We start from the raw sequence: 26472 nt of genomic DNA on the forward strand, positions 1-26472 counted from the left end.
GAGTGGGGGATGGGCGCCTTTTTCGTCCTCCTGGCCAAAATCATCCCACCCCCCCTGGAGGGTGGGGTGGGGGGGGGGGGGCGGCCCCCCCCCCCCCTCCCCCCCCCCCCCCCGCCCGTATCCGGTCACGGATCAGACGAAGAACGCGTTCATTCCGGTCACATCCGAAAGGTAGGTCTCGATCGCGCTGATCCGGCCGTCGCGCAGGAAGCAGACCGTCGCCAAGTACTCGTCCAGCACCAGCCCGTCGCGGGTGGCGGTGTTGTGCAGGGAGAGCGCCAGGTTGTCGCGGCTGACCAGGACGCGCTCGAATTCGAAACGCACGCCGTAACCGGCGATGCGCCGGGCTCGCTCGACCACCGCGTCAGCCCCGTGGGCCGTACCGGAGATCTGGTTGTCGCCGGGCAGGGTCCAGACGGCGTCGTCGGTGAGCAGGGAGCGGACCAGGTCCCAGTCGGCGGTGACGAGTCCGGTGTGGAAGCGCTCGGCGATCCGGGCCTTCTCGTCGTCGCCCGGAACGGCGGTGGTGGGGGTGTCGGGTATGGCGGGTGTGGTGGGCTGGTGGGACATGCGGCCTGCCTCCGGTAGTCGTGCGGTTGGTGCGGGCGCCCGTGGGAACCACCCTCCCCAGGGCGGCCGAAAAAGAAAAATGCCGCGATGAACAGCACCTTATGCGCTGCTTGCATAATGTCCGGATGAGCATGGACGAGCTGCGTTGGTTCCTCACGGTGGCGGAGACCGAGCACGTCACCGAGGCGGCCGCGCTGGCCGGGGTCGCGCAGCCCACCCTGTCCCGCGCGATCCGCCGCTTGGAGGGACGGCTCGGCACCCCGCTGTTCGACCGGGACCACAACCGGCTGCGGCTCAACGACTACGGCCGCGTCTACCGGCGGCACGCCCGGCGCGCACTGGAGGAGCTGGAGACGGCCCAGGACCGGATCACCGCCCTGCGCGCCCCCGCCCAGGACACCCTCCGGCTGGCGTTCCTGCACTCGCTCGGCGGCTGGCTGGTACCCGAACTTCTCGGCGGTTACCAACGCGACTGGCCGGCAGCGCGGCTGACTCTGCATCAGGAATCCGCGGAGAACGTACAGGACCTGCTGCTGGAAGGCGCCGCGGAACTGGCGCTCACCGGCCCGCGCCCGGCCGGCGGCCGGTGGGAGTGGCTACCGTTGTACGAGGAGGAGCTGAAGCTCGCCGTCCCGGCCGGGCACCGGCTCGCGGACCGTACCTCGGCGCGCCTGACCGATCTGGCCGATGAGCGGCTGATCATCATGCGCCAGTCCACCGGGCTGCGGGAGATCACCTGCCAGATCTTCCACCGGGCGGGAGTGACCCCCTCGGTGGCCCTTGAGGCGGGGGAAGTCGCCACCATCGTGGGCCTGGTCGGCAGCGGGCTCGGCGTCTCGGTCGTACCGGCCGGAGGCGGCGCCGCCCCGCCGGGGGCCGGCGTACGGCTGATACGGCTCGCCGAACCCGACGCCTTCCGCGGCGTCGGCCTGCTCTGGCGCCGGGACAGGCCCACGTCCCCCGCCGGACGCCGCTTCCGCGACTTCGCCGCGCGCTGGGGCGAGCGGGGGAGCCGGTAGGAGCGGCGGCCCCGCCGCCTCCTTCGCCGCGTGAGACGGTCAGTCCGCCGCCGGCAGCAGGAAGGACGAAACCGCGTCCGTGAATTCCTCCGGCGCCGCGTGGTGGACCAGGTGGCCGACCGGAATGGTGACCACGCGACCGCCGGGGAGCCGTCGGGCCAGTTCGGCGACACCGTCCTGGGGCACATGGCTGGAGGGCCCGCCGCCCACCACGAGGGTTTCGGCGGTGATCCGGCCGAGCCGTGCGAGCCACTCGGGCTCGGGCGTGTCGATCTGTCGCCTGATGGTGGGCACCACCTCCCAGTCGAAGGCCAAGTCGCCGTCCGGTTTGGCCGGGGTGGTCGGTTTCCGGGGGAGCGGAAGCGGGACGTCCTCCAGGACGAGCCGGTTCACGCGCCGCGGGTGGTCGGCCGCGAGCAGATAGGCCACGACCCCGCCCATGGAGTGCCCGATCAGGTCTGGTCGGTCGAGCCCCAGCGCGTCCAGGAACCGGACCACGTCGGTCCGCATGAGTTCGAGCGAGTACGCACCGGGCCAGTCGCTTTGGCCATGACCGCGCAGATCGAGGGCGTACACCCGTCGGCCGCGGGCGAGGACGGGCGTCACCGCCGCCCAGTCGGTGGAGTTCTCGCCCAGCGCGTGCAGCAGGACGAGCGGCGGGGCAGTCGGCGCCCCGGTCACTTGGTAGGCCAGCCGGACCCCGCCCACGTCAACCGAATGATGATCAACCATGTCCGGAGGGTAGGCGACCGGGGGTGCCGGAGGAACGCTGTTCTCCAACGGCCGAACCGCGGCCGAACCGCGGCCGAGCGGCGGAGGAGCAGTGGCCGAGCGGCGGCCGAGCGGCGGCGGAGCCGTGGCCGAGCAGCGGATGCCTGTGCCGGTGGCTCATCTGCCGAGCCACGGCTTTCGGCCAATGGCAAGTCCGGAATCGCCGCCTCCGGCCGAAGGCCCATGCCTCGGCCACGGCTGTGCGTCGGTGGCGTACGTCCCGGAACGCGGCTGTTCGCCGACCGCGTACGTCCCGAATCGCGGCTGTCGGTCGGAATCTCCCCACGTCTCCTGACATCTCCCGAACTACCGCCCCCAGTCGGAATCCCCGCCGCGGGCTCCCGGTTTCCAAGGTCGTTTGAAGTGTGTGGGCTGTGAATGTGATGCTGGGCGCGGGCCTGCCCCAACCCCCGCTGAGCAGCGGGTTCGGTAGCCCCCGCACGGAATTCGGAGTCAGGGAGCGGCGTGGAGCAGGACCTCAAGCGCGGAGGGCAGCGGCATGACGGAACGGAGGCGGTGAACGGTTCGCCGGACCGGGAAGGCCGTACGTCACTGCGGTCCGCGGGCGGATCGGTCCACGTCAGCTTCCGCGCCGGGGAGTGGCGGGGGCGCCCCCGCGCCACCTCGGTACGGGTCGAGGCCGGGACGCCCGCGGAAGCCGCCGCTCTGCTGCTGCGGGAACTGCCCGGCTGGCTGGTCGTCACCGATGACAGCGTGGCCGCCCCACTGGCCGAGGCGGGGGCCGAGGTGCAGCGGCGGGCCCACCGCTATGGCTGGGACCTGTCCGTACGCCCTCCCGACCCGCAGTGGCCGCACCCCGCCCTCCCCGCCCCGCTCGGCCTGCGCCCCGCCGCCGAGATGCCGGTGGACAGCCTGCGGGAGCTGTGGCTGGCCGCGTACGCCTCCGGCCACCCCGACCGGGCACGTCACAAGAGCGCGGACGACGGACTCGCGATCCTCGCGAGCCTGTGGCGCGGCGAACTGCTGGGCCCCACGCTGCCCTTCAGCACGGTGGTCGTGGACGACCGGGGCCCCGTCGCGGCACTGGCCGTCCACGCCCCGGAGCGGCCCTGGATCACCCAGATCTTCACAGACCCCGCTCCGCGCGGGCGCGGGCTGGGCTCGGCGCTGCTCCGGTACGCGCTCACCGAGGCGGCCGAGTACGGGCTGTCCGACCTGGGGGCGTCGGTGACCGCGGGCAACGTCCGGTCCAGCCGGATGTTCGAGCGCGTCGGCTTCCGGCAGCTCGGCGACAGCGTCGATCTGAGACTTCCCGCCGATTCCTGAGGACCGGCCCCGGCCGGACCCGACCAGAGCACCCCCCCACCTGACACCAGCTCCGGCCGGGCTCCGCCCTTCCCGCCTCCGTTCCGCCTTCCCGATTCGACTGATGAGAGCCCCCCATGTCTGACCCGACCCTCGTTGTCATCGACGGCCCCGGCGGCCCCACGCCGGACTGGTACCTGTCCAGGCTCTGCCCCGACTACGACGTCCACGTCCTCTGGCGCCCCGGCCCGAACCCCGCCGCCGACGAACGGCGCGCGCGCACCTTCGACTCGTGGTGCGCGAACGTCAACGTGCCCGCCGGGGCCGACCTCACCGACTACACGGTGGAGTACGCGAAGCGGCACTCGGCGGACGGCATCGTGGCGTTCAGCGAGATCCCGGTGGTCGAGGCGCACACCGCCGCCGCGGAACTGGGCCTGCCGGGCAACCCGCACCGGTCGCTTCCGGCGCTGCGCAACAAGACGCGGCAGCGGGACGGGCTCCGGGCGGCAGGCGTGCCCGTCCCCAGGTTCGCCGAGGTGCGCACGGCCGAGGAGTTCCGGGAGGCCCGGCGCACGGTCGGTCTGCCCGCGGTGCTGAAGCCCGTCGTCGGGGCCGGCAGCATGGCGACCCACGCGGTGGACGCGGACGACGACCCGGACGAGATCTGGGCGCAGGCGTGCCACGCGTACGTCAACGACCCGCGTGGCGGCCCGCGGCCCCTGTTCATCCTGGAGCAGCGTCTGATCGGATCGAAGTGGTACCCGGACGCGCGGTACGGCGACCACGTCAGCGTCGAATCCATCGTGCGGCGCGGAGCGGCCACGCATCTCGCGGTGACCGACAAGTTCCCGCTGTCGCCGCCCTTCCGTGAGAACGGCGGCATGCTTCCCTCGGTGCTGCCGCCGGACCGGATCCGGGAGATCGAGGCGTGCACGACGGCCGCCGTCGAAGCCCTCGGCCTCACCGATTCCGCGGTCCACACCGAATTCAAGCTCACCGCCGAGGGCCCGATGGTGATCGAGGTGAACTGCCGCATAGGCGGCGGGGCGGCGGAAATGCTGCACCACAGCGCCGGTTACGACTATGTGGCAGCCACCGCGGCCGTGGCGACGGGCGGCCCTCTGCCCGCCGCCCCCGCACCGCACCGCTATGCGGGCCGCCTGATACCGCAGCCGCCCGACCACCCCGTCGTCCTGTCACGGGTGCCCTCCGCCCCGGAGGTACTCGCGATCCCCGGCGTCCGCGAGGTCGTCCTGCCACACGAGGTCGGCGCCCGCCTCTCCCCGGAGCGGGGCAGCACCAACTACCTGACCGCGGCCATAGCCGTGACCGACCAGCCGGGACAGCTGCTCGACTGCTTCGACCGGCTGACCGCGCCGGGCCTGTTCGCCTTCCGCCGGCCCGAGGAGCCCGCGGTCGGCTGACGGGGACGGCGCGCCGGAGCCGGCGGGCACGTAGCTGCCGCGCGGCAGGGCGGGTGCCGCCCGCTCCGGCGCCTGTCCTGCGCGCCCTGCCGCGCGGGGCGGGGGAGACTGGCGGCATGACCGTCAAAGGCGTTCTGTTCGACTTCTCCGGCACCCTCTTCCACGCCGAGCCGACGCGGGCCTGGCTCCGTGCCGTACTGCGCGACTTCGGGATCCCCGCCGACGAGGGGGAGTTGGCGCGGCTTGTGCGGCTCCTGGACGAGGCGGGCGCGATGCCCGGCGGCGCCGCTCCGCGCGCCATTCCCGCGCACCTGGCCGGGACGTGGTCCAGGCGCGACGAGAGCGCGGAACTGCACCACGCCGCGTACACGGGGCTGATGCGCGAAGTCCCGTTGCCGAGGCCCGAGTTGTACGAGGCGTTGTACGCGCGGCACATGGAGCCCGCCGCCTGGGACCCGTATCCGGACGCGGCCGACGTGCTGGGCGAGCTGCGGCGCCGGGGTGTCCGTACCGCCGTGGTCAGCAACATCGGCTGGGATCTGCGCCCGGTGTTCCGCGCGCACGGGCTGGACAGCGGCGTCGACGCGTACGTCCTCTCGTACGAGCACGGCGTGCAGAAACCCCGCCCGCGCCTCTTCCACGCGGCGTGCGACGCCATCGGGCTCGTCCCCGGCGACACGCTCATGGTCGGCGACGACCGGCGCGCCGACGCCGGGGCGGGCGCGATCGGCTGCGCGGTGCACCTGGTGGACAAGCTGCCCGTGACCGAACGGCCCGACGCGCTCCGCCACGTGCTCGACCTCGTCGGATGAGCGCTCCGGCCTTGGCACCGAGGCGGCTCGGCCGCCGCCGGAGGCGAAGGCGGAAGGGGGCGCGCAGGCAGGAACCGCCGATTTCGGGCGATCCCCCGCGTCGCCCGAAATCGACGGAGATACCGGACTGCGCCTGCTCAGGAGGGCAGGTGGACCGGATACCCTCTGAGTATATTGGCTCGGAGCCAGTCAACGCAGGAGTTACAGCATGTCCCCGCGCAGCGCGTCGGTCAATGAGGAGTTACGGCGCCGTTCCCGTGAACGTCTTTTGCAGGCGACGGTCGAACTCGTCGGCGAACGCGGGTACGAGGCGACCACGCTCGCGCACATCGCCGACCGGGCGGGGGCCGCGCGGGGCCTGGTGTCGTACTACTTCCCCGGCAAACGACAGCTCCTGCAGTCCGCCGTGCACCGGCTGATGCACCTGGAACTGGCGGCCGGACTGGAGCGGGAGCCGCGGACCGAGGACGGGCGGGAACTGCTCGCGCGGGCCATCGACGCCATCCTGGGCCTCGCCCGGGACCGCCCGCTGCTGATGCGTACGCACATGGCGGGCATCCTCCAGGCGGAAGGTTTCATCCAGTGCCCGGAGCAGCAGCGGCTCGCGACGCTGCTCCACGACACGGTGGTGAGCTACGGCTCGCCCGACCCGGACACCGACTACCGGCTGCTGCGCGCGTTGCTGATGGGCGCGGTGGTGGCGGTGCTGTTGCCGGGGGCGCCGATGCCCACGTCCCGGCTGCGGGCCGAACTCTTCCAGCGGTACGGGCTCGACTGGACGCTCGGCGCCCCGCCGGTCGACGCGCCGCCGCCGGGCGCCGGGCTGCCGCAGGTGTTCGGGCAGGGGTGACCCGGGGGAGGCGGGGCTGTTCGGCTCCCCCGGGTCACGCCGACCGCCGGCCCGGGGCGTGCGGCTCGGCCGGTTTCAGTCCGTACCGGCGGTGTGCAGGACGCGGCGCGGCGCCGGGGCCTCCTCGCCGTTCATGGCGGCGGCGAGCCGCAGGTGCGCCGCCGCCTCGTCGGCCCGGTCGGCCCGCTCCAGGGTGCGGCCGAGCATCAGGTGGGCGTACGCCTCGGCGGGGTCGCGCTCCAGGACGCGACGCAGCTCCGACTCGGCCCGGCCCAACTGGGCCGAGTGGTAGTACGCGCGGGCGAGCAGCAGCCGGGCCGCGAGGTGGTCCGGCTCCTGGTCGACGACCGGCGCCAGGATGCGGGCGGCTTCGGCGTAGTCCTTGGCCTCGATGTAGAGGTGGGCGCGCTCGTACTCCTCGGCGGGGGAGAAGGGGGTGGCCGGGGTGAAGGTCGGGTACCGCGTCATGGGGTCGCTCCTTTCCTCCCCTCCAACATGAATGAAGGTTGAACTATTTCCGGCGGAGTGGGGCGCGGGGGTGCTCAGGGGCCGGGCTGCTGCGTCGCGTCGGTCCGTACCGCCGTGACCGCCACCGTGTCGTAGCGCATGGTGAAGCCGCCTCCCACCGCGTCGACGGCGGCGCCGACTCCCGACAGCACCTCTTCCATGTCGGCGGGTGCGAGCAGGGTGTTGCCGCCGGCGGTGGGCAGCAGATCCAGCCACTCGGCCCGGGTGTAGCTCCACTCCCAGTCGAATCGCCACTCCTCCGGGAGGCCGAAGGCGCCTGTCTCCCGCATCCCGTCGGACGCCTTGGCGCGCAGCGTCGCGTACGCGTCCGTGGGTGAAACCGTCCACTGCCGGGCGGCGAGGGAGTCGGGCAGCACCCGGCGGTAGACCTCGGCGAAGGCTTCCGTGAGTCCGGGCGGGAGCTGGGCCGCGTTCCAGAACACGGCCAGCCGACCGCCGGGCCGCAGCGCCCGCGCCGCCTTGGCCGCGCCCGCGACCGGGTCCACCCAGTGCCACGCCTGCGCGGAGACGACCGCGTCGAACTCCCGGCCGGCCGGGTCCCAGTCCTCGAACGCCGATATCTCGACCGGGAGCCCGCGCTGCCGGGCGAGGTCGGCCATCCTCGCGTCGACGTCGACCCCCAGGACTCTGCACCCGGCCGCCACGAACTGCTGGGCCGCGATGCCCGTGCCGCAACCGACGTCGAGGATGTCGGGGCCGGAGTGGGCGTCGGGGCCGGGGCGGGCGGCGGCGATCCGGTCCACCAGTGCTTGGGGGTAGCGGGGCCGGGCCCGGTCGTAGCGTTCGGCGTCCACGCCGAACGACTCCGCCACCCGGCGGTGCTGATGAGGCTCGGGGGCAGGGTGGGGCGGCTGCTCCCGCTCCGGCGGTATAGTGGGCATGTGCCCACTATGAGTGGGCGCATGCCCACTCGTCAATGGAGGCGGGCGAACGAGGCGACGAGGAGATCCACGGTGCCGACCGGCGTAGCTATCGACGACGCGCGCGAGCAACTGTTCACCGCAGCCGAGCGCGTCCTGCTCCGGGACGGGCCGAGCGCGCTCACCAGCCGGGCGGTCACCACCGAAGCGGGCTGCGCCAAGGGAGTCCTGCACCGGCACTTCGCCGACTTCGACGCGTTCCTCGCCGATCTGGTGCTGGACCGCGTCGCCCGTATCGAGGGCCAGGCGGCCGCCCTGCGGGACCGCGCGGGCGCCGGCGCCGTCGCCGACCACCTCACCGCGGCCCTGACGGAGCTGTTCGAGTCGGTCGCCGTGGCGATCGTCGGCCTGGTCATCTCCCGGGACGGTCTGCGCGCCCGGCTCCGCCGGACCACGCCGACCGGCATCCCGCTGCTGACGGAGGCCACGGCCATGATCGCCTCGTACCTCACCGCCGAGCGCGAGCTGGGCCGCATCGCGGCGGACGCCGACGTCGATTCCCTCGCTCCCATGCTGGTCGGGACCGGCCACATGCTCTTCGCCGACCGCAAAGGCACGCCGCCGGAGGCCGAAGCCGTCCGCAAGGCCGTCGCCGCCGTGATCGCCGGTGTCGTGCGGGAACCCCTGGGGTGAACAGTCCGGGCGCCACCTGGCGGCCCGTGGAGGTCGCGGGTGTATCGCCCTCTCGGGGCGGCTTCGGTGCCCTCAGCCCTAACCGCTCCGGCCCCGCCGCCGTCGGCCATGCCCGTACGCTCCCACCGCCCCCATCAGCAGCGCCGCCCCCAGCAGCGTGCCGCCGACCACGTCCGAGAGCCAGTGCACCCCCAGATACACCCGGGTGAGGCCCACCCCGGCGACGGACACCACCGCCACGGCCGCAGCGGTGCGGACCCACGCCCGCCGCGCTCCGTGCAGCACCAGCAGCCACACCAGCAACCCGCACACCACTGTCGCCGTCAACGCGTGCCCGGAGGGGAACGCGGCGTACCGCGCCGAGTCCACCGGGTCCGGCCAGCGCGGGCGCTCCCGCCCCAGTGCCGCCTTCAATACCTGCTGGAGAGCCGTGCCCAGGGCCGCCGTGCCCGCCACCCAGAGCGCGAGCGCCAGTCGCCGCCGCCATACGAGCCAGACCGCCGCCACGGCCAGCGCCGACCTCATCGCCGTCGGCGACCACACCCAGTCGGTCAGCACCCGCCCGGTCCGCGTGAGGCCGGGATGGGTGACGGCCACGTGGTGCAGCCCGTCGGCCACCCACCGGTCCACCGACTCCAACGGCCCCCACTCCACCGCGACCAGCACCAGGAGCACGACCGACACGGCGGCGAGCAGCGCACTCGCGCGCAGGCAGCGGACCGCGCACCCGGCTCGCGGCGAGTCCGGCGACGTGGCGCGTACGGCGAGCGGCGGAGGCGGGGGCGGATTCGGCATGCGCAGATCGTCGCCGATCCTCGGCTCGGCCGCTATCGCGGTCGGTCCGGTCCCGGGCCTGCCCGCCGTCGCAGCGCGGTCCGATCCCGGGCCCGCCGGCTGTCGCGGTGCGTTCCGGTCCAGGCCCGGCCGTTAGCGCAGCGCGCTCAGCCCCGGCATGAACGCGACCAGCAGCGGCACGACCGGAACCAGCGCCGCCGCGGCCGTCAGCCGCAGCCGCCGCCCCGCTGTCAGCCGGGGAGCGGCCGACAGCAGCCGGTGAACGCGCTGCGGAACCTGGGCCAGTTGGCTCGGGCAAGGCCCGAACACGCCCCGCTCCTCGTTGAGTTGGACCAGCGCGAGCGCGATCGTCAGCCGCCCGAAGCGGCGCGAGGCGCAATCGTCGGCCGCCAACTCGACCAGCCGGTGCACCTGATCGCGGAATCCGGCGAACACCGGCACCTGCGGAAACCCTGCCGCCAGCGCCGCGGAGCAGTGCAGCAGCCAGTCGTGGCGGGCGCGCGCGTGTCCCTGTTCATGGGCGAGGACCGCGTCCAACTGCGATCCCTTGAGCCGCCGCAGCGCCGCCGTCGTGATCACCAACTGGGCCGAGGCGCCGCCCGGCAGCCACCACGCGTCCGGCCGGTCGCCCTCCAGGACGACCAGGCGGTCCGCACCGGCCTCTTCGCCGGGGAGCAGAGGGGAGCGTACGAGCAGCTCGGCGCGGCGCTGCTTGCGACGGGCGCGCGCCCCGCGGATCTCACGCGTCAGCATCGCGGCGGTCCACACGGCGCCGCAGGCGAGGGCGACGGCCACCGGCGCGGCCCACGGCCCGTACGCGGTGAGTGCGTAAGCCTCCATCACCCCGCGCGGCGCGGGCGCGAAGACATTGCCGCGCACGGCGTCCCACGCCGCCGCGGCGCTCAGCGACATCGCGAGGGCGCAGCAGAGCAGCACGGCCATCACCACGCACTGCCATACCCACAGGGCCAGCACGGGTTCGCGATCGGGCCAGTCGGAACGGGTCAGTACGCGCGGCGCCATTGCCGCGACCAGCCCGCCGAGGACCAGCAGTGCGAGCGGGACCATCATGGCCGTCAGCCTATGAGGGCGGGCCTACCCCGGGGTACGGTCCCGCGTGTGAAGTGACGCATGCCACTCCAGCGCACCCGGTGCCGAGGGAACCGTCCCCGGGGATCGCGGCACACGACGCGCGCCCCCAGTGCGAGCAGCTCAGAGCGCGAGCAGCATCGCGAGCATGCCGATGCCCATCGACAGCCTGCACGCGTTGGTCAGTTCGGCCCGGCCCGGTATGGGCAGCTCGCCGGCGGCGATGGCCACCGCCGGCACCAGACGCGCCATGGTCCGTACGACGTACACCGCGAAGTACACCATCAGCAGCCCCGTCAGCAGCGGCGTGCCCGCCGGTACGTGCGCGCCGCTGTGGCCCGTGTGCCCGCCCGCGGTGCCGCCCGTCATCGACAGCGCCATATAGACCATCGCGAACGCGCCCACGGCGTGGTGCAGATGGTGCGCCTGCGCGGTCACGCCCCGGGACAGCAGCAGCGCCCGCAGCCCGGCCGCCCCGAAGACCACGCCGAACAGCGGCGGTCCCCACGGCCGCAGGTCGAGCACCGCCGACGGCACCGCCATCACCGCCATGCCCAGCCCCATCAGCGCGTCCCCGCCCGTGGCCCGGTGCCGCTCGGCCGCGCCCCGTATCCGCAGCAGGCAGTACGCGCCCGTCAACGCGCACAGCGTCACCAACAGCCAGCCGACCAGCGGTGGTCCATGCACGGCACACCTCCCGGGGCACTCATCACGTATGCCCGGAAGATGCCCGCTGCCGTGCGCATACAAGCGGCGCACGGGCGTAAGGGGGGAGCGCGCCGGCGGTGATCACCGTGCGCGGGGTGCCACCGCCGGATCCCCGACCGGGTTTCGACGCCGATGCCGAACAGGGCCGACGGGCGGAGCTGGTGGCCGGAGCTGATGAGCCGCGTCCGGTGAGTGCCCGGTCGGGGACCGGCGGTTCAGGTGCGCTCGGCGGCGAACGGCCCCTCGGGGGCGAAGGCCAGGGCGGCGAAGCGGTCGCCGATGCGGCGGTGCGCGGCGGCGTCCGGGTGGAGCTCGTCGGGCAGCGGCAGCTCGGCGTAGTCCGCCTCGCCGTAGAGGTCCCGGCCGTCGAGGTAGTACAGATTCGCGTCGGTCGCCGCCCGCTGCTTCACCAGGCGGCTCAGTTCGTCCCGGATGACGTTGAGGGTGAGCTTCCCGGCGGCCCGCTCCGCGGGGTCGCCCATCGCCCGGAACCTGAGCCGTCCCGCGCCGATGTCGCTGAAGTCCGGGGCGCAGGGCCCGGGGGTGTCCTCGTGGATGGGGCAGAGGATGGGCGAGAGGACCAGGAGCGGTGTGGTGGGGTGGCCCTCGCGGATGGTGTCGAGGAAGCCGTGCATGGCCGGGGTGAAGGCGCGCAGCCGCATCAGATCGGCGTTGACGATGTTGATGCCGGACTTGACGCTGATCAGGTCGGCGTCAGCGTCCCGGATCGTGCGCGCGGTGAACGGGTCGAGCATGGCGCTGCCCCCGAAGCCCAGGTTGACCAGTTCCACGCCGCCCAGCGAGGCGGCCAGCGCGGGCCAGGTGGTGGTGGGGCTCGCGGCGTCGGAGCCGTGGCTGATCGAGCTGCCGTGGTGCAGCCACACCCGCCGGCCGTGGTCCGGCGCGGCCTCGACGGGGGCGTCGGTGCGCAGCGCGAGGAGTTCGGTGGTCTCGTTGTGCGGCAGCCAGATCTCGACGTGCTTCGCGTCGTCGGACAGTCCGTCGAAGCGGAGGGTGCCGGACGGGCCGGACCGCTGCTCGGCGGTCCCGGCCATCATGTCGATGGTCAGGGTGTCGCCCCCCGGCACGCTCCCCTGGCCGGCCGGGCTGCCGTCGACGAGGAGGTCGTACAGGCCGTCCGGGCGGGGCGGCACGCCCGCGTAGACCCGCTTGGTGGGCCGCGTGTCCAGTTCGATGGCGGTGGCCCGGGTGCGGAAGACCAGGCGTACGCCCGAGGGCTGGGACTCGGCCATGGCCAGCTGTCCGTCCGTGTTCTGGGCGCGGGCCCAGGCGGGCAGCCGGTGCGGCAGCACCCCGTGCTCGGTGCGCTCCAGGTCGAGGGCGCCGCGCAGGAGCTCCGCGGTGACGGGGGTGGTGATCCATTCGTGCTCGGTGCTCATGGTTCCAACCTGTCGGTCAAGACGTCCGGGTTATTCGGCTCCGCCACCGCCCCGCGTGGGCGGCGGCCTCCGGGCGGTACGGGGTCGCCCGGGTCACGTCGCGGGCCAGTTCCGCAGCAGGGCGTCGAGGGCGTCCAGGACGCGCGACCAGGACTCCTGCGAGTCGGGCGCGCTGTGGCTGAACCCGCCTCCCATCTCCAGGCTGACGTAGCCGTGGAAGACGCTTCCCAACAGCCGGACCGCGTGCGTCTGGTCCGGCTCCGTCAGGTCGTAGCCGCGCAGGATCGCCCGTGTCATCTGCGCGTGCCTGACTCCGGCGCTGGCGGCCGCGGTCTCGTGGTCGAGCTTCAGCTGGGCCGCGGCGTAGCGGCCGGGGTGTTCTCGGGCGTATGCGCGATAGACGTTCGCGAAGGCGGTGAGGGCGTCCTTGCCGGCTCGCCCGGCCAGGGCGGCGGCGCACCGGTCGGCGAGCTCCTCCAGGGCGAGCAGGGCGATCTTGGTCCGGAGGTCCTGGGAGTTCTTGAGGTGCGAGTACAGGCTCGCGACCTTGACGTCGAACTGCCGGGCGAGTGCCGAAACGGTCACCTGGTCGAAGCCGACCTCGTCGGCCAGTTCCGCTCCCGCCCGGGTCAGGCGTTCCGCGGTCAGTCCTATGCGTGCCATACCGGCCCTCCCGTTTGCCAGAACCTACTATGCATTTGCCTAATAGTTTTAGGCAAATCGACGCCTCTCCTAGTCGGTCACTGACACCTGGTTCCCGAAGCCCGCCCCGACCGCCCCAAGGGTGCGCCTCGACCGTTCACCCGTATGGCCTAACGAAGGGCCCGACCAGGAGGAAACGGGCCCCCGGAGCCCGACGGCGACCCGGCCGGACCGGCCCGAAGCGCCGCCGCGCGCTGCCGCCTGCGCGCCCGGACAGCGCGGAGGCGCCCCCGAGCGGGGGCGCCTCCGCGCTGTCCGGCCGGACGGCCCGGGTCGGGTCAGGCGCGGAACCGCAGCGGATGATCCGCCGGCACCTCCACCAGCACGATCCGTACACCGTCGGGATCGGAGACCCACATCTCCACGAGGCCCCAAGGCTCCTTCTCGGGTGCCCGCAGGATCTCGACCCCGGCCCGTACGAGCTCCTCGTGCGCGGCCGCGGCGTCCGCCACCTGGAGCCAGAGCCGCATGCCGGGTGCGGGGGGCTCGGGGGAGCGGCCGGAGAGTTCGAGGAAGCCGCCGCCGAGGAAGTAGACCGTGCCGCGCTCGGGGCCCGTACCGAACTCCCGGTAGACGGGCAGACCCAGCGCCGTGCCGTAGAACGCGCGGGAGCGCTCCGGATCGGTGGGGCGGAGGAGGGTCCTGCTGCTGAGTACGTGAACCATGCCCGCGACCCTACGCACCGCCCCCGGGTTAGGGTCGAACGCCGCGAAAGATCGTACGGAGAGGACCCCCACCGCATGGACGCCGCACAGAGCCGTACCGCCGAGGCCGCCCCGGCCGCCGCACCGGGCTTCCGGACCGCCGCGAAGGACGACGTGCCGGCCGTCGTGGAGCTGATCGAATCGGCGTACCGCGGGGACGCCAGCCGCGTCGGCTGGACCACGGAGGCGGACCTGCTGGGCGGGCAGCGCATCGACCCCGAGGGCGTCGCGGCGGTGGTGGACGCGGAGAACAGCCGGCTCCTGCTGGCCGAGCGGGACGGCGTGCTCGTCGCCTGCTGCCAGCTCGAACACCGCGGCGATCACGCCTACTTCGGCATGTTCGCGGTACGCCCCGCGCAGCAGGGCGGCGGCCTCGGCAAGGCCGTCATGGCCGAGGCCGAGCACCTCGCGCGCGCCGACTGGGGCGCGAGCGAGATGCACATGACCGTGATCCGGCAGCGCGACGACCTGATCGCCTGGTACGAGCGCCGGGGGTACGAGCGCACCGGCCGGATGACGCCCTTCCCGTACGGCGACGAGCGGTTCGGCATCCCGCGCCGCGCCGACCTCGAATTCGAGCTGCTGATCAAGCCGCTGACCTGAGCCGGGGTGTGACACGGGCGTTCAGAGCCGGCCCGCCTCCACGATCCGCCGCAGGAAGCGCCGAGTGCGCTCCTGGCGCGGCGCGCCGAAGATCTCCTGCGGCGTCCCGCGCTCCAGCACCACCCCGCCGTCCAGGAAGCACACCTGGTCGGCGACCTCCCGGGCGAACCCCATCTCATGGGTGGCCAGCATCATCGTCATGCCGTCCTCCTTGAGGTCGCGCACCACGCCGAGCACCTCGCCGACCAGCTCGGGGTCGAGCGCGGCGGTGATCTCGTCGAGCAGCAGCAGCCGGGGGCGGGCCGCCAACGCCCGTACGATCGCGACGCGTTGCTGCTGGCCGCCGCTGAGCCGGTCCGGGTATTCGGCCGCCTTGCCGGCGAGTCCGAGCCGTTCCAGCAGTTCGCGCGCCCGCTCCTGCGCCGCCTCGCGGGAGACGCCGTGCACCCGGCGCGGGGCGAGCGTGATGTTCTGGAGGACGGTCATGTGCGGGAAGAGGTTGTACGCCTGGAAGACCACGCCGATCCGGCGGCGCACGGCGTCCGGGTCGGCGCGCGGGTCGGTGATCTCCTCGCCGTCCAGGAAGATCGCGCCGTCGTCGATCTCCTCCAGCAGATTCGCGCAGCGCAGCAGCGTGGACTTGCCCGAGCCGGACGCGCCGATCAGCGCGGTCACGGTGTGCGAGGGCACCTCCAGATCCACGTCGCGCAGTACGAGCGACTGGCCGAAGCTCTTGCGCACCGCCTCCAGCCGCAGTACCGGCTCGGCCGCGGGGCCGGAGGCGGCCGTACGTCCGGAGGCGGCCGTGCGGCCCCGCTCGGGTGCGCCGCCCGGCTCGTCAGTCGTACGGTCCGGCTCGGCCGTACGGTCCGGCTCGGCCGTACGGTCCGGCTCGGCCGTACGGTCCGGCCCGGTCATACGATCCCTCCCTGCGCTCGGCGGCGGTCCGTGCGGGCCGTGATCCAGTCCGTGAACCGGGTCATGGGGATGGTCAGCGCCACGAAGATCAGCCCGGCGACCACATACGGCGTGTAGTTGAAACTCTTGCCCGTGATGATCTGCGCCGCGTACACGGCGTCCACCGCCCCCGCGATCGAGACCAGCCCGGTGTCCTTCTGGAGCGACACCAGGTCGTTGAGGAGCGGCGGCACGACACGCCGTACGGCCTGCGGCAGCACCACGAAGCGCAGCGTCCGGCCGGCCGACAGGCCCAGCGAGCGAGCGGCCGCGCGCTGGCTCGGATGGACGGACTCGATGCCCGCCCGGAAGACCTCGGCGACGTACGCGGAGTACGTCAGGGTGAGCGCCGCGCCGCCCAGCAGCACCGGGTTGGAGGTCACCCCCTGGAGCCGCAGCGCCGGAACGCCGAAGACCACCAGCAGCAGGCAGATGATCAGCGGCAGCCCGCGGAAGAAGTCGGTGTAGGCGGTGGCGAGCGCGCGCAGCGGGAAGAACACCGGACCGCGCAGGGTACGGGCGACGGCGAGCAGCATTCCCAGGGCGAGGACGCACGCGCCGCAGACCACCAGCAGGCGGACGTTGAGCCAGAGCCCGTCGAGCACCTTGGGCAGCGCCTCGCGCGCGTAATGGGCGGAGAAGAACGTTTCGCGGGTGCGCGTCCAGCCGGGGGAGCCCGTGATCACGAAATAGAGCACCACGGCGGTCACCAGCGAGCTGGCGGCCGCGATCGCCGTCGCCCGCCGGGTCCGGGCGCGGCGGAACCGCTCGCGTTCGATCCGCCGGGCGGACGGCACGTACTCCCTCGGCTCCAAGGGCGCGGTCTCCCGCGTACTCACTTGAGCACCGGCGCGTCGACCGCCTCGGAGAGCCACTTCTTCTCGATCCTCGCGAGCGTGCCGTCACGCCGCAGGGCGTCCACGGCGCCGCTGACGCACGGGGTCAGCCGGGAGCCCTTGTCCAGGACCAGCCCGAACCGTTCGGCCTTGCCGCCGGTGTCCTCGAACTGCCCGACGACCTTGGCCTCCTTCACCTCGTTGGAGGTGATGTAGAAGGCGGTCGGCAGGTCCACGACGATCGCGTCGACCTGTCCGTTCTTGAGCGCCGACTTGGCGAAGTCGCTCTTCTGGTAGACGGCCGGCCGCCGGTCGGGCCGGACGACGTCGGTGAGGACGTCGAGGCTGGTGGTGCCGACCTGCGCGCCGAGCTTGGCCTTGCGCAGATCCGCTACGGACTTCGCCTTCGCGGCGGGGGAGTCCTTGAGGGCGATGACGACCTGGCGGACGTCGTAGTAGCCGGACGAGAAGTCGACGGCGTTCTTCCGCTCGTCGCTGATGGAGATCTGGTTCAGGTCGAAGTCGAACTTCTTCGTACCCGGCGCGAAGGCGTTGTTGAAGGGCACCGTCTGCCAGAGCACGTCGGCGCGGCCGTACCCCAGCCGGTCGGCCACCGCGTACGCGACCGCCGACTCGAAGCCCTTGCCGCTCGCCGGGTCGTCGTCCTGGAACCAGGGGGCGTAGGCGGGCTTGTCGGTGCCGACGGTCAGCTTGCCGGGCGTCTGCGTGGTCAATTTCCCTTTCGCACAGGTCTCCTTGGACGTCGCGGGGGACTTGGAGGCGTCGGCCTCGTCCTGTGGGGCGCAGCCGACCGCCGCCGCGAGCAGCAGGACGGCGGCGGTGGCGGCGAGTCGTACGTGCTGGTTGGCGACGGGCATGGCGGGAGACTCCCAGCGCGGACCGGGGTCTGTCCAGATCATTCCGGCAACCGTCCGAATAGCGGAATTCTATTGCCAGTTCATTAAATCCGGCCGGGGCCGAGGGAGTTCGGCGGCAGCGGCTCTATGCCGTATAGCGCGCCGCGTTCTTGATCTCGGGGAAGTCGGTGGTGCCGCCGTCCAGACCGAGGCCGCGCGCGAGCTTGAGGTGCTCCGGGGTGTTGACCACCCAGCCGATGACCTTGAGCCCGGCGGCGTGGGCGAGCTCCACCAGCTCCAGGGTCAGCCGTGCGATGTCGAGTACGAGCATGGCCGCCCCCACGGCCTTCGCCCGGTCGATCACATCGAGGCCGTACCGGTCGGCGACCAGCCCGGTCCGTACGCCCGGCAGCAGCTCCGCGATCTCCGCGAGCGCCGCGTCGTGGAAGGAGATGACCTCGACGCGGCCGGTCAGGTCGCGCCGCCGCAGCACCTCGGCGAGGGCGCGGGCCGCCGCCGCGTCCTTGATCTCCGCCTGGACCGGGGCCCGCACGGCGTCGAGGACCTCCTCGAAGACGGGGACGCGCTCGCCGCGCCCCGCGTCCAGCCCGCGCAGCTCGTCGAGGGTGAAGTCGGCGATGGGGCCCTCGCCGTCGGTGGTGCGGTCGACGTCCGCGTCGTGCATCACGATGAGCGCGCCGTCCTTGCTCAGATGCAGATCCAGCTCGATGGCGTCCAGACCCGCACGGTCCGCGCGGACGAAGGAGCGGAGGGTGTTCTCGGGCTCCACGCCCATCACCCCGCGGTGGCCGATGGTGAGGAAAGGCAAAGCTCTCTCGCTTCCGTCGTCGGTGGCCGGAGCGGACACGGCCGCAGCCTAACGGGGGCGCCCGACCGTGACGGGCCCGCCGAGCGGGCCGCGCGCGGGGGCCGTTGGCGCCCGGATGCCACGCCGCGGCGGGGCGCGTGCGGGGCGGCGATCCCGCCGGCGGCCCGGCCGTGTCACCCGTGGGTGGGCGAGTCCTCCACGCGGGTGACGCCCCGGGGCCGCCGGCCCCTCCCGGCCCCTGCACATCCGCCCGGATGCCGCAACCCCTGCATCTGAGCCAGAAGTGACGTAACCCGGTCCGTGAGCCGATTCCGACAGGAAAAACAGCGGTGAGATAGGGGGTCGGCAGGATAATTTATCGAGTCTCCCCTTGAGTAGGCGAAGGACGCATGGATACGGTGTCTTAACGCGAGGTTCTCCAGTGGAGGGATCAGTCATGACAGAGACGCTTACGTCCGCGATCGCGGATTCCGGGTCACCGACCGCTGGACGCGTGGTCGAGCACCCGGCCTGGTCCACCCTCAAGGACGCCGTGGAGACGATCCGCCCCTGGCAGTCCAAGGACGGATCCATCGACTTCGAGGCGGAGGGCGCACCACCGGGCGGCGAGGTCAGGACTCAGGCGGAGCGGGCCGTAGCGGCCATCGAGCAGCTGGCCCCGCTGCTCCCGCACGACGCCGCCTACCACACGGCCCTCGTCGCGGACCTGCGCCGCTGGGCGGCGGACGGCTTCGCCGTGCCGGACTTCCTCGACTCCCTGCTGGCCTTCCAGCCCGCCGCCCAGCGCGTCGACGGCCGCCAGCACCTCGTCGTCTTCCCGATGTACACCCAGAACGGGAACCCCGACCGCAACCTCGAAGCGGTCGTCCTGCGCATGGTCTGGCCGGACTGGCTCGCCGAGCTGGAGCGCACCCGCTACGACAACCCGCTCTACCTCGGCATCACCTTCGAGGACTTCACCTCCGGCTACGACACCAACTCGGCCGTCCTCTTCCCGGAGACGATCGCCGTGCGCCAGGCCCCGGAGCGGTTCTCCTGGGGCGGCATCTTCTGCGACCGGGAGGCCGCCCGCTTCCGCCGCGTCACCGAGTCCGCCGTCGAGACCCTCGGCCTCGAACTGCCCGCGGACATCAAGGAGATGGTCGGCGACCAGGACCGCTGCCAGCAGGCGTTCGTCCTGTGGGACATGGTCCACGACCGCACCCACAGCCACGGCGACCTGCCCTTCGACCCCTTCATGATCAAACAGCGCCAGCCGTTCTGGATGTACGGACTCGAAGAGCTGCGCTGCGACCTCACCGCCTTCCGGGAGGCCGTCAAGCTGGAGGCCGACGGCTACCGCCAGGGCCGGGACGTGCAGTACGCCGTCCTCTTCGACCGGATGTTCCGCTTCCCCGTCACCGGGGAGCGGGTGCGCAACTACGACGGGCTCGGCGGCCAGCTGCTCTTCGCCTACCTCCACCAGCACGACGTCGTACGCTGGACGGACAACACACTGCACATCGACTGGGACCGCGCACCACAGGTCACCAACCAGCTGTGCGGCGAGATCGAGCAGCTCTACCGCGACGGCATCGACCGGCCCAAGCTCGTCCACTGGTTCGCCGCGTACGGGCTCGTCTCGACCTACCTCGCCCCGCACCCCGGCTCGGTATGGGCCAAGGGCCCCGACGCCCTCGACCTGAACCAGCCGCCGCGCAAGCTCGTGGACGACGTGCTTCCGGACGAGTTCCCGCTCAGCATGTTCTACGAGGCCCTCTCGAAGAAGCTGCGCAAGGTGATCGCCTCCACCAAGGGCATCACCGCCGAGAGCGCCGGGCGAGTGGCCGCGTGAACGAGCACGGAGAACAGCTGGAAGGGGCGAAGACCATGAGCACTCCGACGTACGGCGACGGCCGGCTGGACGGTGCCGTCGTGGCGGTGGCCGGGGCCGCGGGCCCGGCGGGCCGCGCCGCACTGCTGCGCCTCGCCGAGGCCGGGGCGACCGTCGTCGCCGCCGACGCGGACCCCGCGCGCCTCGCCGAGGCCGTGGACGCGGCCCGGTACGCGCACGGCGGGGCCACCGTCACCGGCGACACCGTCGACCTGCTGGACCTCGACGCGACCCGCGCCTGGGCGGACCGCACGGAGAAGGAGTTCGGCCGCGTCGACGGCCTGGTGCACCTGGTGGGCGGCTGGCGGGGCTCCGCCACCTTCGCCGAGACGGACCTCGCCGACTGGGCGAAGCTGGAGAAGCTGCTGGTCCGCACCGTGCAGCACACCTCCCTTGCCTTCGAGCCGGCCCTCAAGCGCGCCGGCAACGGACGGTATCTGCTGATCAGTGCGGCCGGAGCGTCCAAGCCCACCGCGGGGAACGCCGCCTACGCCGCGTCCAAGGCCGCCGCCGAGGCGTGGACCCTCGCGCTCGGCGACGCCTTCCGCAAGGCGGGGGGCGAGAGCGGCCCGTCGGCCGCGGCTGCCATCCTGGTGATCAAGGCGCTCGTGCACGACGAGATGCGAGCCGAGCGCCCGAACGCGAAATTCGCGGGCTTCACGGACGTCAAGGACCTGGCCGAGGCCGTCGTCGGCGTCTGGGACCGCCCCGCCACCGAAGTGAACGGAACCCGCCTGTGGCTGACCCCCAAACCGTGACCGAGGCTCCGGCGCCCACCGACGCCGTGCGCCGCCACGACCCCGGACTGCGCGGCTTCGCCAGCGACAACTACGCCGGCGCGCACCCGGAGATCCTGGCGGCGCTCGCCCTCGCCAACGGCGGCCATCAGATCGCCTACGGCGAGGACGCCTACACCGAACACCTCCTGGACGTCTTCCGCGCCCACTTCGGGCCGCGTGCTGAAACGTTTCCGGTGTTCAACGGGACCGGCGCGAACGTCGTCTCCCTGCAAGCCGTCACCGAGCGCTGGGGCGCGGTGGTGTGCGCGGACGGCGCGCACATCAACGTCGACGAGTGCGGCGCGCCCGAGCGGGTGGGCGGGCTGAAGCTGCTGACCGTACCCGCCGAGGACGGCAAGCTCACGCCCGAGCTCATCGACCGCGAGGCGTTCGGCTGGGACGACGAGCACCGGGCCATGCCCCAGGTCGTCTCGATCACCCAGACCACCGAACTGGGCACCTGCTACACGCCCGAGGAGATCCGGGCGGTCTGCGACCACGCGCACCAGCACGGTATGACGGTGCACGTCGACGGCTCCCGCCTCGCCAACGCGGCGGCGACCCTCGGCGTCCCCCTGAGCGCGTTCACCACCGACGCCGGAGTCGACATCCTCTCCTTCGGCGGCACCAAGAACGGCCTGCTGTTCGGCGAGTGCGTCGTCGTGCTCAACCCCGACGCCGTGCGGGCCATGAAGCACCTGCGCAAGCTCTCCATGCAGCTCGCCTCCAAGATGCGGTTCGTCTCGGCGCAGTTCGAGGCGCTGCTCGCCGGCGACCTGTGGCTGCGCAGCGCCTCGCACGCCAACGCGATGGCGACCCGGCTGGCGCGGGGCGTACAGGCCGTGGACGGCGTCGAGGTGATGCACCCGGTGCAGGCCAACAGCGTCTTCGCCCGCCTCCCGCGCGAAGTCGGCGAACGGCTCCATAAGCGGTACCGCTTCTACGACTGGGACGAGCCGGCCGGGCTGGTCCGCTGGATGTGCGCCTTCGACACCACCGAGGCCGACGTGGACGCCTTCACCGCGGCCGTCGCGGAGGAGATGGCCCAGCGGTAGCGCCGGCAGGCGCGCGACGGCGCGTCAGCGCGTACGACGGTGCGCCCGACCGTACGAGCCGGAAGGCTCGGGTCGGGCGCACCGTGGTGTCTCCTGGCGATCCGCGCGCCGTGGCGTTCCCCTGCCGTGCGTGCACCGCGACGTCCCCCGGCCGTGCGTGCACGGCGCTGTCCGCCGCGGTGCGCGCCGCTCGTCAGCGCCGGTCGAGGGCGATGGCCTCCGCCGGAGTGGGCGCGCTGCCGCCGAGGTGCGCGGGCACCCACCAGGTGTCGTCGGGCCCCTTGGGACGGACGGGGTAGGCCCGCTGCGCCGCCTCCAGCAGCTCCTGCACCCGCGTCCGCAGCCGCTCGGTGATGGAGTCCGCGTGCTCGGCCGGGTCGGCGTCCATCGGCTCGCCCACCCGCATCGCGATCGGGATGTGATGGCGGCCGAAGTCGCGCTTGTGCCCCTTCGTCCACAGCCGCTGCGTGCCCCACAGCGCCATCGGCAGCAACGGCACCCCGGCCTCCTGCGCCAGCCGCGCCGCGCCGGACTTGAAGTTCTTCAGCGTGAACGACTGGGAGATCGTCGCCTCCGGGAACACCCCGATGATCTCTCCCGACCGCAGCGCCTTGAGTGCGTGCTTGTACGCGTCCATGCCGGCCGCCCGGTCCACCGGGATGTGCTTCATGGCGCGCATCAGCGGGCCCGAGAGCTTGTGCCGGAACACCGATTCCTTGGCCATGAACCGCACCAGCCGCTTCGCGGGCCGGGCCGCCATGCCGCAGAAGACGAAGTCGAGGTAGCCGATGTGGTTGCTCACCAGGACCGCCCCGCCGCTCCCTGGGACGTTCTCCGTGCCCTGGGTGTCGAAGCGCAGATCGAGCGCTTTGAACATGGTGCGGGCCGTACCGATCACCGGGGGATAGACGAGCTCTGCCATATCGGGGACCCTTCTGTTCCTCGGGAGGGTTCTCCCGGCGGAAGTTACGCGGCCGTAGGTTCTCGGCTTTCGGCAGATCGTGCCTGATGTCCGGCCTGTCGGCCACCTTGTGGGCTGTCGTCGCCGGGAGATTCTCATCACGTCGCGCACCGCTGTCCGGCGTAGCAGAAGCTACACCCGAAGCGGCGGCGGTATCAGGGACAGCCGATTTTCCGTTACGGGAATCCTCACGGCCGCCCTGGCGCTGCACGGTTGACGGAGTGATGAGTACGGAGCAGGGGAGGGCCGCGGTGCGGGAGCGGGACGGCGGGGAGCGGCTGAGCGCCGCCGAGATCGGCGCGGAGCTGGGGGAGCGGGCGACGCTCGTCCAGTTCTCCAGCGCCTTCTGCCAGCCTTGCCGGGCGACCCGCCGCACCCTCGGGGAGGTGGCCCGCATGGTCGAGGGGGTGGCCCATGTCGAAATCGACGCCGAGGCCCGGCTGGAGCTCGTACGGGCGCTCGGGGTCGACCGCACGCCGACCGTCCTCGTCCTCGACGCGGACGGCCGCGTCGTGCGCAGGGCCGCCGGGCAGCCGCGCACGGTGGATGTCATCGCCGCGCTCGGCGAGGCCGTCTGAGCGGGCGGGGACCATGCTGCGAGAGGGAGCGGTTCGCCGAACGGAGCCGTCCGGCGTGCCATCGGATGCGGCGCCCCCGGCGGCCGGCGGGGCCGCCCCGTACCCGCCGAACCGACGCGTGAGACGTCTCCCACCTGCCAAGGGGCCCTTGACGCTGCGCACCACGAATCGTCAGGGTGACGACATGCGGCCTGGACTCCTTCTTCTGTACGGACGTGCGCACGTGGATCTGCTGCGGACCGCGAGCGCCTGCTGTCCGAGCGCGTGAGCGGTTGCGACGGCACTTCTCCCGGCTCGAACCTCCAGCAGAAGGACATCTCCATGACGGCCTCACCCGGCCTCGGCACGCCCCGGCTTGCCGCCCCCGAACTCCTGCGCTCCGTCTTCCGGCAGCACGCGGCGGGCGTCGCGGTGATCACCGCGCACGGCGCGAAGCCGGCCGGCTTCACCGCGACCTCGCTCAGCTCCGTGGCCGCCGAGCCGCCGCTGATCTCCTTCGGCGTCGGCACCGGCTCCTCCAGCTGGCCCGTGCTGGCCGAGGCCGAACACGTCGGCGTGCACATACTCGGCGAACACCAGCGGGAGCTGGCCGCCACCTTCGCCCGCAGCGGCGCCGACCGCTTCGCCGAGCCGACCGCCTGGCGCACGGGCCCCGAGGGCGTGCCGCTGCTCGACGGCGTGCTGGCGTGGCTGGTGTGCCGGATCGTGGCCCGGGTGCCCGCCGGCGACCACCGGGTGGTGCTCGCCGAGGCGGTCGTCGGGGACCCGTCGGGAGCGGGCCGCCCGCTCCTCTACCACCAGGGCGGTTTCAACGCCCTGCGCGACTGATACGTCCCGTTCCCGCACCGTTGGCAAGGTCACAGTTCAGTGGCCTTGCTTCCGGGGAATGAGCTGGATGTACTGACGAGTAATATTCTGTTCGGAGCGGGGTCGCCCCGACCGGAATCCGCCCCACAAGGCGCCTATGCTGCCTGCACAAGGCAGCTGAAGAGACGATGCAGTAGGAGAGCCGGCGTGAGCTTGAGGATCGTTGTCTGTGTGAAGTACGTGCCCGACGCCACCGGCGACCGGCACTTCGCCGAGGACCTGACCGTCGACCGCGACGACGTGGACGGCCTGCTCTCGGAGCTCGACGAGTACGCGGTCGAGCAGGCGCTGCAGATCGCCGCTGAAGCGGACTCCGACGACGGGGCCGAGATCACCGTGCTGACCATCGGCCCCGAGGACGCCAAGGACGCGCTGCGCAAGGCGCTGTCCATGGGCGCGCACAAGGCCATCCACGTGGAGGACGACGACCTGCACGGCACCGACGCGCTGGGCACCTCCCTGGTGCTCGCCAAGGCCGTCGAGCACGCCGGCTACGACCTCGTCGTCTGCGGCATGGCCTCCACCGACGGCGGCATGGGCGTGCTCCCGGCCATCCTCGCCGAGCGCCTGGGCGTGCCGCAGGTGACCCTCCTCTCCGAGGTCTCCGTCGCGGACGGCAAGGTCACCGGCCGCCGTGACGGCGACACCGCCAGCGAGCAGCTTGAGGCGGCGCTGCCGGCCGTCGTGTCCGTGACCGACCAGTCGGGCGAGGCCCGCTACCCGTCCTTCAAGGGCATCATGGCCGCCAAGAAGAAGCCCGTGGAGTCCCTGGACCTCTCCGACCTGGGCATCGAGGCGGACGAGGTCGGCCTCGAAGGCGCCTGGACCAAGGTCGACGACGCCACGGAGCGTCCGGCCCGTACGGCGGGCACGATCGTCAAGGACGAGGGCGAGGGCGGCAAGCAGCTCGCCGAGTTCCTCGCGGGCCAGAAGTTCATCTGAGCGTCCGACGGCCCGTACGAACCCTCACCCGCCTCGTCATCCCCGCAGGAGAGCAGAACCATGGCTGAAGTCCTTGTCTACGTCGACCACGTGGACGGCGCCGTCCGCAAGCCCACCCTTGAACTGCTGACGCTGGCCCGCCGCGTCGGCGAGCCCGTCGCCGTGCACCTCGGCCCGGGCGCCGAGGAGGCCGCGAAGGTCCTCGGCGAGTACGGCGCCGTGAAGGTCCTGGCCGCCGACGCCCCGGAGTTCGGCGACTACCTCGTCGTGCCCAAGGTGGACGCGCTCCAGGCCGCGTACGAAGCGGTCTCCCCGGCCGCCGTACTCGTGCCGTCCTCCGCGGAGGGCAAGGAGATCGCGGCCCGCCTCGCCGTCCGCATCGGCTCCGGCATCATCACCGACGCCGTCGACCTGGAGGCCGGCGACGAGGGCCCGGTGGCCACGCAGGCCGTCTTCGCGGCCTCGTTCACCGCCAAGTCCCGCGTCTCCAAGGGCACTCCGGTCATCACCGTCAAGCCCAACTCCGCCGCCCCCGAGACCGCCCCGGCCGCCGGCGCGGTCGAGCAGCTCGCCGTCTCCTTCGGCGAGCAGGCCACCGGCACCAAGGTCGTCTCCCGCACGCCGCGCGAGTCGACCGGCCGCCCCGAGCTGACCGAGGCCGCGATCGTGGTCTCCGGCGGCCGCGGCGTCAACGGCGCCGAGAACTTCCCCGTCATCGAGGGCCTGGCCGACTCGCTCGGCGCGGCGGTCGGCGCCTCGCGCGCGGCGGTCGACGCCGGCTGGTACCCGCACTCCAACCAGGTCGGCCAGACCGGCAAGTCCGTATCGCCGCAGCTCTACATCGCGGCGGGCATCTCCGGCGCGATCCAGCACCGGGCGGGCATGCAGACCTCGAAGACCATCGTGGCCATCAACAAGGACGCCGAGGCCCCGATCTTCGACCTGGTCGACTACGGAGTGGTCGGCGACCTCTTCGCCGTCGTCCCGCAGCTGACCGACGAGGTCAAGACCCGCAAGGGCTGACCACGCGCGTGAGGCGGCGGTCCGTACGACCCGACCGAGGGGAGGGGGAAAACCACACCATCAGAGGTTCCCGGTGGGCTATAGGGCGTACATCTCCAGCAGGGGTGCGATCCTGCAG

Annotated in this window: 29 protein-coding genes; 14 read left to right on the plus strand and 15 right to left on the minus strand. The window is 72.6% G+C overall.

Features of this window, described 5'->3' with window-relative positions; translation table 11 throughout:
- Positions 1-132 precede the first annotated feature (132 nt).
- Positions 133-570 (minus strand): nuclear transport factor 2 family protein, encoded by a 438-nt coding sequence (locus AC07AB_RS27835; RefSeq protein WP_478572111.1) that lies wholly within the window; start codon positions 568-570, stop codon positions 133-135.
- Between the two features lie 125 nt (positions 571-695).
- On the opposite strand from AC07AB_RS27835, the gene AC07AB_RS27840 reads away from it, so the two are divergent.
- Complete coding sequence (locus tag AC07AB_RS27840; protein ID WP_478572114.1) at positions 696-1589, plus strand: LysR family transcriptional regulator; 894 nt, start codon at positions 696-698, stop codon at positions 1587-1589.
- 39 nt (positions 1590-1628) lie between these two features.
- Here AC07AB_RS27840 and AC07AB_RS27845 read toward each other — a convergent pair whose 3' ends face one another.
- A complete protein-coding gene (locus tag AC07AB_RS27845) occupies positions 1629-2321 on the minus strand; it encodes an alpha/beta fold hydrolase (protein WP_478572117.1) in 693 nt (230 codons plus the stop codon).
- A gap of 504 nt (positions 2322-2825) precedes the next feature.
- On the opposite strand from AC07AB_RS27845, the gene AC07AB_RS27850 reads away from it, so the two are divergent.
- From AC07AB_RS27850 to AC07AB_RS27865, 4 genes are all read left to right on the plus strand, one after another.
- Positions 2826-3647 carry a GNAT family N-acetyltransferase gene (locus tag AC07AB_RS27850; protein ID WP_478572119.1) on the plus strand — a complete coding sequence of 274 codons (822 nt, stop codon included), beginning with the start codon at positions 2826-2828 and terminating at the stop codon, positions 3645-3647.
- A 116-nt stretch (positions 3648-3763) separates the two neighbouring features.
- Positions 3764-5053, plus strand: coding sequence for an ATP-grasp domain-containing protein (locus AC07AB_RS27855; protein WP_478572122.1), 1290 nt, complete (start codon positions 3764-3766; stop codon positions 5051-5053).
- Between the two features lie 116 nt (positions 5054-5169).
- A complete protein-coding gene (locus AC07AB_RS27860) occupies positions 5170-5865 on the plus strand; it encodes an HAD family hydrolase (protein ID WP_478572124.1) in 696 nt (231 codons plus the stop codon).
- A gap of 208 nt (positions 5866-6073) precedes the next feature.
- Positions 6074-6715 (plus strand): TetR/AcrR family transcriptional regulator, encoded by a 642-nt coding sequence (locus tag AC07AB_RS27865; protein WP_478572127.1) that lies wholly within the window; start codon positions 6074-6076, stop codon positions 6713-6715.
- A gap of 75 nt (positions 6716-6790) precedes the next feature.
- Here the strand turns inward: AC07AB_RS27865 and AC07AB_RS27870 are convergent, their stop codons facing one another.
- Entirely contained in the window at positions 6791-7183 is a 393-nt protein-coding gene (locus AC07AB_RS27870) for a tetratricopeptide repeat protein (RefSeq protein WP_478572130.1), read from the minus strand.
- 74 nt (positions 7184-7257) lie between these two features.
- Entirely contained in the window at positions 7258-8124 is an 867-nt protein-coding gene (locus tag AC07AB_RS27875) for a class I SAM-dependent methyltransferase (RefSeq protein WP_478572133.1), read from the minus strand.
- A gap of 72 nt (positions 8125-8196) precedes the next feature.
- On the opposite strand from AC07AB_RS27875, the gene AC07AB_RS27880 reads away from it, so the two are divergent.
- On the plus strand, positions 8197-8796 hold the full coding sequence (locus AC07AB_RS27880; RefSeq protein WP_478572137.1) for a TetR/AcrR family transcriptional regulator: 600 nt from the start codon (positions 8197-8199) through the stop codon (positions 8794-8796).
- A gap of 78 nt (positions 8797-8874) precedes the next feature.
- On the opposite strand, the gene AC07AB_RS27885 is transcribed toward AC07AB_RS27880, so the two are convergent.
- The 6 genes from AC07AB_RS27885 to AC07AB_RS27910 all read right to left on the minus strand — a co-directional run bounded on the left by AC07AB_RS27885 (position 8875) and on the right by AC07AB_RS27910 (position 14155).
- Entirely contained in the window at positions 8875-9591 is a 717-nt protein-coding gene (locus AC07AB_RS27885; RefSeq protein ID WP_478572139.1) for a phosphatase PAP2 family protein, read from the minus strand.
- Between the two features lie 132 nt (positions 9592-9723).
- The gene (locus tag AC07AB_RS27890) at positions 9724-10662 is read right to left on the minus strand and encodes a M56 family metallopeptidase (RefSeq protein WP_478572142.1); all 939 of its coding nucleotides are present in this window, start codon (positions 10660-10662) and stop codon (positions 9724-9726) included.
- Between the two features lie 141 nt (positions 10663-10803).
- Complete coding sequence (locus tag AC07AB_RS27895) at positions 10804-11367, minus strand: DUF5134 domain-containing protein (protein WP_478572144.1); 564 nt, start codon at positions 11365-11367, stop codon at positions 10804-10806.
- Positions 11368-11603: 236 nt separating this feature from the next.
- Positions 11604-12788, minus strand: coding sequence for a GDSL-type esterase/lipase family protein (locus tag AC07AB_RS27900; protein WP_478572146.1), 1185 nt, complete (start codon positions 12786-12788; stop codon positions 11604-11606).
- A gap of 93 nt (positions 12789-12881) precedes the next feature.
- A complete protein-coding gene (locus tag AC07AB_RS27905) occupies positions 12882-13451 on the minus strand; it encodes a TetR/AcrR family transcriptional regulator (RefSeq protein WP_478572148.1) in 570 nt (189 codons plus the stop codon).
- A gap of 317 nt (positions 13452-13768) precedes the next feature.
- Entirely contained in the window at positions 13769-14155 is a 387-nt protein-coding gene (locus AC07AB_RS27910) for a VOC family protein (protein WP_478572150.1), read from the minus strand.
- A gap of 75 nt (positions 14156-14230) precedes the next feature.
- Between AC07AB_RS27910 and AC07AB_RS27915 the strand changes: the two genes are divergently transcribed.
- A complete protein-coding gene (locus AC07AB_RS27915; protein ID WP_478572153.1) occupies positions 14231-14797 on the plus strand; it encodes a GNAT family N-acetyltransferase in 567 nt (188 codons plus the stop codon).
- A gap of 21 nt (positions 14798-14818) precedes the next feature.
- On the opposite strand, the gene AC07AB_RS27920 is transcribed toward AC07AB_RS27915, so the two are convergent.
- The 4 genes from AC07AB_RS27920 to AC07AB_RS27935 form a co-directional block, all read right to left on the minus strand.
- Entirely contained in the window at positions 14819-15715 is an 897-nt protein-coding gene (locus tag AC07AB_RS27920; protein ID WP_478572155.1) for an amino acid ABC transporter ATP-binding protein, read from the minus strand.
- Positions 15712-16593, minus strand: coding sequence for an amino acid ABC transporter permease (locus AC07AB_RS27925; RefSeq protein WP_478572158.1), 882 nt, complete (start codon positions 16591-16593; stop codon positions 15712-15714). Before AC07AB_RS27925 ends, AC07AB_RS27920 begins: the two co-directional genes overlap by 4 nt.
- A complete protein-coding gene (locus AC07AB_RS27930) occupies positions 16590-17468 on the minus strand; it encodes an ABC transporter substrate-binding protein (RefSeq protein ID WP_478572210.1) in 879 nt (292 codons plus the stop codon). Before AC07AB_RS27930 ends, AC07AB_RS27925 begins: the two co-directional genes overlap by 4 nt.
- Before the next feature lie 124 nt (positions 17469-17592).
- A complete protein-coding gene (locus AC07AB_RS27935; protein ID WP_478572212.1) occupies positions 17593-18276 on the minus strand; it encodes a glycerophosphodiester phosphodiesterase in 684 nt (227 codons plus the stop codon).
- A 436-nt stretch (positions 18277-18712) separates the two neighbouring features.
- On the opposite strand from AC07AB_RS27935, the gene AC07AB_RS27940 reads away from it, so the two are divergent.
- The 3 genes from AC07AB_RS27940 to AC07AB_RS27950 are packed head-to-tail and all read left to right on the plus strand — an operon-like array spanning position 18713 to position 21983.
- Positions 18713-20110 carry a DUF6421 family protein gene (locus tag AC07AB_RS27940; protein WP_478572161.1) on the plus strand — a complete coding sequence of 466 codons (1398 nt, stop codon included), beginning with the start codon at positions 18713-18715 and terminating at the stop codon, positions 20108-20110.
- A 35-nt stretch (positions 20111-20145) separates the two neighbouring features.
- Positions 20146-20907, plus strand: a complete 762-nt coding sequence (locus AC07AB_RS27945) for an SDR family NAD(P)-dependent oxidoreductase (RefSeq protein ID WP_478572163.1) — start codon at positions 20146-20148, stop codon at positions 20905-20907.
- Positions 20886-21983 carry a threonine aldolase family protein gene (locus AC07AB_RS27950; RefSeq protein ID WP_478572166.1) on the plus strand — a complete coding sequence of 366 codons (1098 nt, stop codon included), beginning with the start codon at positions 20886-20888 and terminating at the stop codon, positions 21981-21983. Before AC07AB_RS27945 ends, AC07AB_RS27950 begins: the two co-directional genes overlap by 22 nt.
- A gap of 193 nt (positions 21984-22176) precedes the next feature.
- Here the strand turns inward: AC07AB_RS27950 and AC07AB_RS27955 are convergent, their stop codons facing one another.
- Entirely contained in the window at positions 22177-22905 is a 729-nt protein-coding gene (locus AC07AB_RS27955) for a lysophospholipid acyltransferase family protein (RefSeq protein ID WP_478572169.1), read from the minus strand.
- 263 nt (positions 22906-23168) lie between these two features.
- On the opposite strand from AC07AB_RS27955, the gene AC07AB_RS27960 reads away from it, so the two are divergent.
- The 4 genes from AC07AB_RS27960 to AC07AB_RS27975 all read left to right on the plus strand — a co-directional run bounded on the left by AC07AB_RS27960 (position 23169) and on the right by AC07AB_RS27975 (position 26354).
- Entirely contained in the window at positions 23169-23522 is a 354-nt protein-coding gene (locus tag AC07AB_RS27960) for a TlpA family protein disulfide reductase (RefSeq protein ID WP_478572172.1), read from the plus strand.
- 321 nt (positions 23523-23843) lie between these two features.
- Positions 23844-24350, plus strand: a complete 507-nt coding sequence (locus AC07AB_RS27965) for a flavin reductase family protein (RefSeq protein WP_478572175.1) — start codon at positions 23844-23846, stop codon at positions 24348-24350.
- Positions 24351-24536: 186 nt separating this feature from the next.
- On the plus strand, positions 24537-25331 hold the full coding sequence (locus tag AC07AB_RS27970) for an electron transfer flavoprotein subunit beta/FixA family protein (protein ID WP_478572178.1): 795 nt from the start codon (positions 24537-24539) through the stop codon (positions 25329-25331).
- 60 nt (positions 25332-25391) lie between these two features.
- On the plus strand, positions 25392-26354 hold the full coding sequence (locus AC07AB_RS27975; RefSeq protein WP_478572181.1) for an electron transfer flavoprotein subunit alpha/FixB family protein: 963 nt from the start codon (positions 25392-25394) through the stop codon (positions 26352-26354).
- The last annotated feature ends 118 nt before the right edge of the window (positions 26355-26472 follow it).

It is taken from the genome of Streptomyces sp. NPDC044033 (genome assembly GCF_056434425.1).